Here is a 6,991-nt window from a genome sequence, read left to right as displayed (position 1 = left end):
GGCCCAGCCGTTCTGGGTGCCGGTGATGCCGCCGCCGGCAGCATAGAAGTCTGAGGCGCTCTTGGTCTGTTTGGCGGCCCACACCACGACCCCCATGGTGATGGCGATGATGATGGCGAACATGCTGATGGTGATGGTCTTGTTGGCCTTCAGTTCCTTCTTGACAGGTGCTGCGGGCGTGGGGGCCACGGCGGCTTTGGCCACTGGTGCCGGGTCGGTTGCCGCGGCGGCACCGGGGGCCGCGGCAGGGGCGCTGACAGCGGGAGCGGCGGCGCCCGCAGCAGTTGCCTTGGAGGCGTCCTCGGCGTGGGCGACGGCTGCCACCGACAGTGCCAGCATGGCGGCGATGGCGATCTTCTTCAAGGTCATGGGAATCCTCCTTTGTCTTTGGTTTAAGCGTTAAGTTCGTCGATCAGTTCCCTGGTCAACCGGTCGAAGTCCTTGTTGGCGACGTGCGAATAGTAAAGGGCGATCCCCCAGGAAACGAAGAACTGGGAAAGGGCAAAGAGGTATCCGAAGTTAAGCGCGCCGATTACCTTCACCTTGAACACCCCTGGGGTATATGCCGCCCCGATGGGGAGCAAGAAATAGTACACGCAGGAGAAGATCCACCACCCGAACAGGAAGGCCGATTTCTTGTGATGTAGCTCGACGAACTTCGGATTTTTGGCGATTGCCGACCAGTCGTACTTCTTTTCTGCCATGGTGTACCTCCATCTTGGGTTAGGTTGCTCAGCTTGGGTTAAAGGTGTTCTCGACTAATGATAACGGTCCTGTTTTCTTCTCAGGCAGGGAGGTAGCCGAACCGGGCGGAGAGGACTCCGGCCCCCTCCTGCAGGGAGGGGATGATCTCCTGCTCGACCCGCTCGGCGAGCATCCTGAAGGAGGGCCCCAGCATGGTGATGGCACCGACCACCTTGCCGGCATAGTCCCGCACGGCAACGGCCACGCTGATGATCCCCTCCCCCAGCCCCCCGTGGTCCACCGCCACGCCGGTGGCCCTGATCTCCTGGAGTTCGATGGCGAGCTGGTCCAGATCCGGCTGTTTCCCCCGCCCCTCCTCTCTCCTACAGAGTCTTTCCAGCAGATCCCAGGAATCCACGGCCTTCATCACCTTCCCGGCGGCGTTGGTGAAGAAGGGGAACTTCCGGCCGACCAGCGGCTCAGCTTTGACGGGCCGGGCGCAATCGACCATATTCAGAAACAGCACCTCGTTGTCCTTGATGACCGTCATGTAGACAGCCTCCTCGTGCCTGCGGGCGAGTTCCTCGAGGATGGGGTGGGCGTAGCTGACCAGATGGGAGCCGTCGGCGGACCTGCGCAACTCCGACTTGGTGTGGGTTGCCAGATTGGCAGTGCCGGCCAGTTTTTGGCCAAGCGCGACGGTGCTAGCGCCGAGCCGGTAAGCGCCCGATACCGAATCGCGCTCCACCATCCCCTTTTCGATCAGGGTCTCGAGAAGGCGGAAAGTCCGGTTACGGGTGAAGCTGACACTGTCGGCAAGCTGGGGAAGGGTCAGTTCTTCCCTGCTTTCGGCCAGCTTTTCGATCAATTCGAGGGCCTTCTTGACGTTGCGGATGGTGTAGTTCGTATCGAATTCTTTCATTTGCGACCCCGCTTTCTTACATTGCCGGTCAAGCACCGGCTGCTGATCCTATGACAGGAGACCGGGCCTTGGCGCGACACAGATGGCAAGCGCCAAGCCACCGACCGCGCAGGCACGCGCCCGAAGCTCCACCGAGCTGGTGCGGATAGGGGGGCTCCCGAACCGGACGGCAAGATGGCACTGCCAGCGTCTGCGCCACGTGGCCGTGACGAACTCACTCTCCCGTCGACGGCCATGTAGGCGCCGTGGAAACCGGAGGGGAGACTCTAAATGGTGAACTGCTGACGGATAAGGTTAGCTACGGCGAAAGGTGACTGCGGGGGGAGCTCGGCTGTTACGGGAACGGCGGGTGGGGGAGGCAATTCGAGGGATGGCGGAGGCGATGAAAACGTATGGTTTGATAACCCTGGAAACGGTGGCAGGTGCAGCCTGAGGCAGAGCATCCAGTGGAATCTTGGTACACGCTTTAACAACGGGCGACTTGGCGACCTTTTCCACCACCGCCCTCGGCCGCTGTTTCGGGCCGTGGCCGTGCTCCAGCGCCGGATTCCTCATACCGAGTACGATGAGGAACAATCCGGGGATAAGCGCCAGCAATGTCAGGGAAAATCGTTTGGTCATCGGCGCACCGGCTGTTCGTGCCAAGGGAGTTTAGGGAATGAGTCAGCTTCTTTTTTGTGCCGCAATTGTTTGTATACAAACTTTGTCGGCAAATATAACACCATTATACAGAAAAGCAATATATTTTTTCATGCTGCGCGCGCACAGGCATATCACCATGTTTTTTCGAGTGTTTCTTGCCAAAACGTGCGCCCGTCACCACACCGACACCGCAGCGAAAGGGCGACAGAGACCCGAGCACTGTTTGCGACAGAGGAGAAGCGCCTGGCAAATGAGGAAAAATTTCTATTTTGGAGGCTATCTGTGGTAAGAAGATGCGGGGGAAGTGTCTGCCGAGAACTCAGCTAGGCAAGGGGATCTATGAAAACAACCGATAAGGCTGCGGTGGTAGCCGACATCATCGACAACATCCGGCGTGTGTTCCAGGCGGTCAACGAGTATTCCAAGAAGGCGGAACGGGAAACCGGCCTCACCGGCCCTCAGCTATGGGCGATCAAGGTGATTGCCGACAGTGCCCCGATCAAGATGTCGGAGCTTGCCCGGCGCATGTACCTGCACCCGGCCACGGTGGTGGGGATCGTGGACCGCCTGGAAGGGCACGGGCTGGTGGTTCGCACCCGTTCTCAGGAAGACCGGCGGGTGGTGGAGATAGAGTTGTCCGAACAGGGGAAGGAACTGGTGGCGAAGTCGCCAGAAGTGGCCCAGGGGCTCCTGGTCAAGGGACTGGAAATCCTTGATGATGATGAGTTGATGCGGATATCGACCGAACTGGAACGTCTCGTCCAGATCCTGGGAGCACAGGAATTACCTCCCAAGCTCCTCCTCTCCTCGGAAGTGAACCTTCCGGACGAGCAGTGAAGCAGGTCGCGTAAAGAAGGCCCTGCCCCGTTACGGGGCAGGGCCTTTCGGTAAGTCACCTACCGCAAAATGACGAATTCGTCCCTTCTGTTTTTGGCCCAGCTGGCCTCGTCGTGGCCCGCAGCAACCGGCTTCTCCTTACCGTAGCTCACGGTGCTCAGTCGGTCACCGGAAATGCCCAAACCGACCAGGTACTGCTTGGCCTCCTTGGCGCGCTTTTCACCCAGGGCCAGGTTGTAATCATCGGAGCCCCGCTCGTCGCAGTTCCCCTCGATGCGTACCTTGGCTTTCTCAGACTTCCTCAGCAGGTCCGCATTCTTCACCAGGTTGTTGCGTGCCTGCTCCGAAAGGTTGGCGGAGTCGAAGTTGAAGTAGATCTTCTGCAGGTCGTTCTGCAGAGCCGCCAATTCCCTGGCCTGCCGCTGGGCATCCGACGCCGCCGGCGCGACCGGCTGCTCCACAACTTTCTGCTCGACCGACTGCGGTTTGGCTACAGCCTTGGGGGCCTCCTGCTTCACGGGAGCGGCCACCGGGGCGGCTACCTGGGCGATCCCCTCGTCTTTCTTCACCATCTCGTGCTTGGCGCATCCGCTCGCCAGCACCGCTCCACAAGATACCAGTAACAGCAATCCCCCCATTCCGTTTCTCATCTCTTCCTCCCCTGTTGGTGTGCCATTCCCTTATCATGACCAGCGCTTAAAGCGTGGTGGCTCCTTACCTGTGGCAAAAGGGGTTGCCCGGCCATTACGTTTGTGCAACAATAATTGGTATGCATATTATTTGTACAGAACGGACCTATGTCAACACATTTTTTCAGGAGAAGCTATGGGCGATGCCAGCTGCAAGGTCGCAGAGATCATCGATAACATACGCAGGGTTTTTCAGGTGGTTAACGAGCAATCGAAGCTGGCGGAACGGGAAACCGGCATCACGGGGCCGCAGTTGTGGGCGATCAAGGCAATTGCCGAAGGTGCCCCGATAAACGGGGCTGAACTCGCCCGCCGCATGTACCTGCACCCCACCACCATCGTGGGCATTATCGACCGCCTCGAAGTGCATGGCCTGGTGCTTAAGACGCGGTCCAAGACGGACCGCAGGATGATCGAGGTGGAGTTGACCGAGCAGGGAAAGGAATTGCTGACCAATGCACCGGAGGTCGCCCAAGGGATGCTGATCAGGGGACTCGAACGACTGCCTGAGGAGAAACTGCAAAAGATATGGGACGGCCTGGAAGAGCTCGTCCTGATGCTGGGGGCAAGGGACGTCGCACCGCAACTGCTGCTGTCGAGCGAGCTGAACGTTCCGAAAACCGAAAACAAGCGTGGGTTGGACGTCAAGTGATATGAGATTCCGTAACAGAACCTACCTGCAGATCACCGTCTGGACAGCCGCCGCATTGGTCGGTGCCGCTGCCGTACTCTTCGCCCGCCTGATCGCGGCGGCTCAGAGCGTTTATTTCGCGGCCGTTCATCGCCACCCGTACTTGTTCCTGGTCGCCACCCCGTTGCTGTTCGTCGCGGCCACCCTGCTGGTGGAGACCTTCGGGCCCGACGCCCGCGGCAGCGGCATCCCGCAGGTTCTGGAGGCGATCGACCAGGCCAACAACAGCGAAGATGCCGAGCCGTCCTGGCTAAGTTCACTGGTCTCCTTGAGAACGGCGGCGGTCAAGGTCATGTCCAGCGCGGTAGGCATTGTCGCCGGGGCCTCCATCGGGCGCGAGGGGCCCACTGTTCAGATCGCCGCCTCAGTTTTCGCTTTTTTCGGCCGCCTAACGCGCAAGGTGATTCCGCAGGTTCATTTCCAGACTTTCCTGACGGCGGGCGCGGCAGCCGGAGTCGCCGCCGCCTTCAATGCCCCGCTGGCGGGAATCGCCTTCGCCATCGAGGAAGTGACTGAAGGGATACTGGGACAGTTCAGGGAAATGATCATGCTGGCCGTGATACTTTCGGGCATCGCAGCCATGGCCCTTTCCGGCAACTACCTCTACTTCGGGCATCCCAGCGTGGCCAGTTCCACCTCGATCCTGGTACCCGAGACACTGATTTTAAGCGTCGTCGGCGGCCTGTTCGGCGGTGCTTTTGCCAGGCTGCTGGCCTATCCCCAGTTGGTGCATCTTCCCCGGCAACCATGGAAGAAGGCCCTGTACTGCGGCATCCTCTGCGCCGCCCTTGGTTTCTTCAGCAACGCGAACACTGCCGGCTCCGGATACGAGATCACCCGCTCCTTTCTGCAAAGCTCGAATCTGGACGGATGGCCTTTGCTGTTCGGCCTGGAGAAGTTCGCCACCACGGTCCTCTCCTACCTCTCCGGCATGGCCGGCGGAATTTTCTCCCCTTCCCTCTCCATCGGGGCCGGGCTCGGCTTCAGCGTCGCCAAGATCTGCCACTTCGCAAACTTCAAGGTCTGCGCACTGCTCGGCATGGTGGCCTTCTTCTCCGGTGCGATCCAAGCGCCGCTCACCGCGGTGATCATCATCATGGAAATGACCGACGAGCACATACTGATCATCCCCTTCCTGGTCGCCGCTTTCCTGGCCCGCAGGATCGGCCAGCAGTTCATGCCGGTCCCCCTGTACCGGTTCCTGGCCAACAAGAACCGCAAAGGATAAGGCTGTGGGAGGTTTCGGTGTGGCGCGCGGCAGTTGCTGCAGGCCTGCCCGGAGCATGGCGGTTCGGGTCCAGGCAGAACCTGAACAGGTCTTTGGCGTGAGGATGCGCCAAGCATCTGGTTCCTCCGCTATTGACCGCGCCTCGCTTTGCGCCTCTCCCGGATCTTCTTGGTGTCCCTGTACATGTCTTGGTAGGCGGCACTCACCGATTCGTCGAAGGTGCTGATCGTCCCGCCGTTTTCCCGTACGAAGCTCTCTGCCCTCTCCCTGGTCTCGAAGGCCCACTTGGGATTGGAGGTCATCACCCCCTGGCGGCTCCCTCCGATTACCCAGACGGCGGTTTCCGCATCTATCAGCTTGCCGCTTTGACAATCGCCGACATAGGTATGTAAGGGTGTCTTGTCTATGTTGACCGCGAGGTCGACAACTGCACAGTGCAGGCTGCAGGTTGCCAGGGAACTGCCGTCATCGTACTGGATGAGCATCCTGCTGCGGCTGTACTGCGACCTGTCCATCCCGCAGTACTTGCAGGTAGCGAACTGGTCGAGATCAGGAGATGCAGCCAGGGCAACCCCCGCGACCACGGCAATGAGCAGGCTAGCGATGATGAGTCTTCTCATATTCAGTCTCCGACTTTTGGTGGATTTCCAGCTGTTTCAGGACGAGCTGTTCGAGCTTGGCTGCCGAAACCTGTCCCAGTACCCTCTGCCTGACTATGCCGTTGTGGTCGATGATGAAAGCGGTCGGGTAGGCAAAGACCAGATAATCCCTGGCCCAGGTCGAGTCTGAATCCAACAGGATGGGGAGGGAGAGCCGGTCTTTGGCCGCCAGGGAGGCAACCTCTTTGGGGGCGTTGTACTCGTTCACCGCGATGACGGCGAGCCCCTTATCCTTGTTCCTTTGGAAGACCGGCTCCAGGCTCTCTTTCAGGGAGCCGCCGCAGCAGGAATTGGTCCAGAAATAGAGAACGACCACCTTCCCTCTCACGGCAGCAAGGGACAAGGAGGCGCCGTGAATGTCCTTCCCTGAGACAGGGGGGGCTGGTGCGCCCACCTTGGCGACGTTACTGTCGCACCCTGCACAAAATGCCAGCAGGGTGAAGACCGTGAGGAGCAGGAGGAGGAAGACGCAGCGTGGTCGCGCCCTGCAGAATCCCCGGAAGCGCCTCCCTCTACCCATTGCGAATCAGTTGGAGGGTGCGCTTGATGGCCTCAGCCGTAACCGACGAATCGAAGCAGCCAGCGCCGGCATAGGTGTCGTAATCCCGAACCTGCGCAAGGAGCAACTCCACCGATTGC

At 59.8% G+C, this 6,991-nt stretch carries 9 protein-coding genes and 1 pseudogene; 3 read left to right on the top strand and 7 right to left on the bottom strand.

Annotated features, from left to right (window positions below; all coding sequences use genetic code 11):
* The 3 genes and pseudogenes from VJ604_RS03200 to VJ604_RS03190 form a co-directional block, all read right to left on the bottom strand.
* Positions 1-369, bottom strand: a pseudogene (locus VJ604_RS03200) (cation acetate symporter); the annotation flags it as partial.
* A gap of 23 nt (positions 370-392) precedes the next feature.
* Complete coding sequence (locus VJ604_RS03195) at positions 393-704, bottom strand: DUF485 domain-containing protein (protein WP_324079938.1); 312 nt, start codon at positions 702-704, stop codon at positions 393-395.
* Positions 705-784: 80 nt separating this feature from the next.
* Positions 785-1,606: an IclR family transcriptional regulator gene (locus VJ604_RS03190; RefSeq protein ID WP_324079937.1), complete on the bottom strand. Its 822-nt coding sequence runs from the start codon at positions 1,604-1,606 to the stop codon at positions 785-787.
* A gap of 981 nt (positions 1,607-2,587) precedes the next feature.
* Here VJ604_RS03190 and VJ604_RS03185 point away from each other — a divergent pair.
* On the top strand, positions 2,588-3,085 hold the full coding sequence (locus VJ604_RS03185; RefSeq protein WP_324079936.1) for a MarR family winged helix-turn-helix transcriptional regulator: 498 nt from the start codon (positions 2,588-2,590) through the stop codon (positions 3,083-3,085).
* Between the two features lie 59 nt (positions 3,086-3,144).
* On the opposite strand, the gene pal is transcribed toward VJ604_RS03185, so the two are convergent.
* Positions 3,145-3,735 carry a peptidoglycan-associated lipoprotein Pal gene (gene pal, locus VJ604_RS03180; RefSeq protein ID WP_324079935.1) on the bottom strand — a complete coding sequence of 197 codons (591 nt, stop codon included), beginning with the start codon at positions 3,733-3,735 and terminating at the stop codon, positions 3,145-3,147.
* Between the two features lie 175 nt (positions 3,736-3,910).
* Between pal and VJ604_RS03175 the strand changes: the two genes are divergently transcribed.
* Positions 3,911-4,426: a MarR family winged helix-turn-helix transcriptional regulator gene (locus VJ604_RS03175; protein ID WP_324079934.1), complete on the top strand. Its 516-nt coding sequence runs from the start codon at positions 3,911-3,913 to the stop codon at positions 4,424-4,426.
* Position 4,427: 1 nt separating this feature from the next.
* Complete coding sequence (locus tag VJ604_RS03170; protein ID WP_324079933.1) at positions 4,428-5,693, top strand: chloride channel protein; 1,266 nt, start codon at positions 4,428-4,430, stop codon at positions 5,691-5,693.
* Positions 5,694-5,821: 128 nt separating this feature from the next.
* Here VJ604_RS03170 and VJ604_RS03165 read toward each other — a convergent pair whose 3' ends face one another.
* The 3 genes from VJ604_RS03165 to VJ604_RS19245 are packed head-to-tail and all read right to left on the bottom strand — an operon-like array spanning position 5,822 to position 6,984.
* A complete protein-coding gene (locus tag VJ604_RS03165) occupies positions 5,822-6,313 on the bottom strand; it encodes a nitrous oxide reductase accessory protein NosL (RefSeq protein ID WP_324079932.1) in 492 nt (163 codons plus the stop codon).
* On the bottom strand, positions 6,291-6,872 hold the full coding sequence (locus VJ604_RS03160; protein ID WP_324079931.1) for a TlpA family protein disulfide reductase: 582 nt from the start codon (positions 6,870-6,872) through the stop codon (positions 6,291-6,293). Before VJ604_RS03160 ends, VJ604_RS03165 begins: the two co-directional genes overlap by 23 nt.
* Complete coding sequence (locus VJ604_RS19245) at positions 6,865-6,984, bottom strand: GSU3529 family protein (RefSeq protein ID WP_349256662.1); 120 nt, start codon at positions 6,982-6,984, stop codon at positions 6,865-6,867. Before VJ604_RS19245 ends, VJ604_RS03160 begins: the two co-directional genes overlap by 8 nt.
* Between the last annotated feature and the right edge of the window lie 7 nt (positions 6,985-6,991).

Origin of the sequence: Geomonas sp. (genome assembly GCF_035254065.1) — a bacterium.
In the GTDB taxonomy this organism is placed as follows: Bacteria; Desulfobacterota; Desulfuromonadia; order Geobacterales; family Geobacteraceae; genus Geomonas.
Note: the sequence above shows the minus strand (reverse complement) of the source record. Positions and strands in the feature narration are given on the sequence as shown.

What these genes read in the sequence shown, in the direction of transcription:
- VJ604_RS03195 (WP_324079938.1), bottom strand. Translation starts at nt 704, where the DNA reads ATGGCAGAAAAGAAGTACGACTGGTCGGCAATCGCCAAAAATCCGAAG.
- VJ604_RS03190 (WP_324079937.1), bottom strand. Translation starts at nt 1,606, where the DNA reads ATGAAAGAATTCGATACGAACTACACCATCCGCAACGTCAAGAAGGCC.
- VJ604_RS03185 (WP_324079936.1), top strand. Translation starts at nt 2,588, where the DNA reads ATGAAAACAACCGATAAGGCTGCGGTGGTAGCCGACATCATCGACAAC.
- pal (WP_324079935.1), bottom strand. Translation starts at nt 3,735, where the DNA reads ATGAGAAACGGAATGGGGGGATTGCTGTTACTGGTATCTTGTGGAGCG.
- VJ604_RS03175 (WP_324079934.1), top strand. Translation starts at nt 3,911, where the DNA reads ATGGGCGATGCCAGCTGCAAGGTCGCAGAGATCATCGATAACATACGC.
- VJ604_RS03170 (WP_324079933.1), top strand. Translation starts at nt 4,428, where the DNA reads ATGAGATTCCGTAACAGAACCTACCTGCAGATCACCGTCTGGACAGCC.
- VJ604_RS03165 (WP_324079932.1), bottom strand. Translation starts at nt 6,313, where the DNA reads ATGAGAAGACTCATCATCGCTAGCCTGCTCATTGCCGTGGTCGCGGGG.
- VJ604_RS03160 (WP_324079931.1), bottom strand. Translation starts at nt 6,872, where the DNA reads ATGGGTAGAGGGAGGCGCTTCCGGGGATTCTGCAGGGCGCGACCACGC.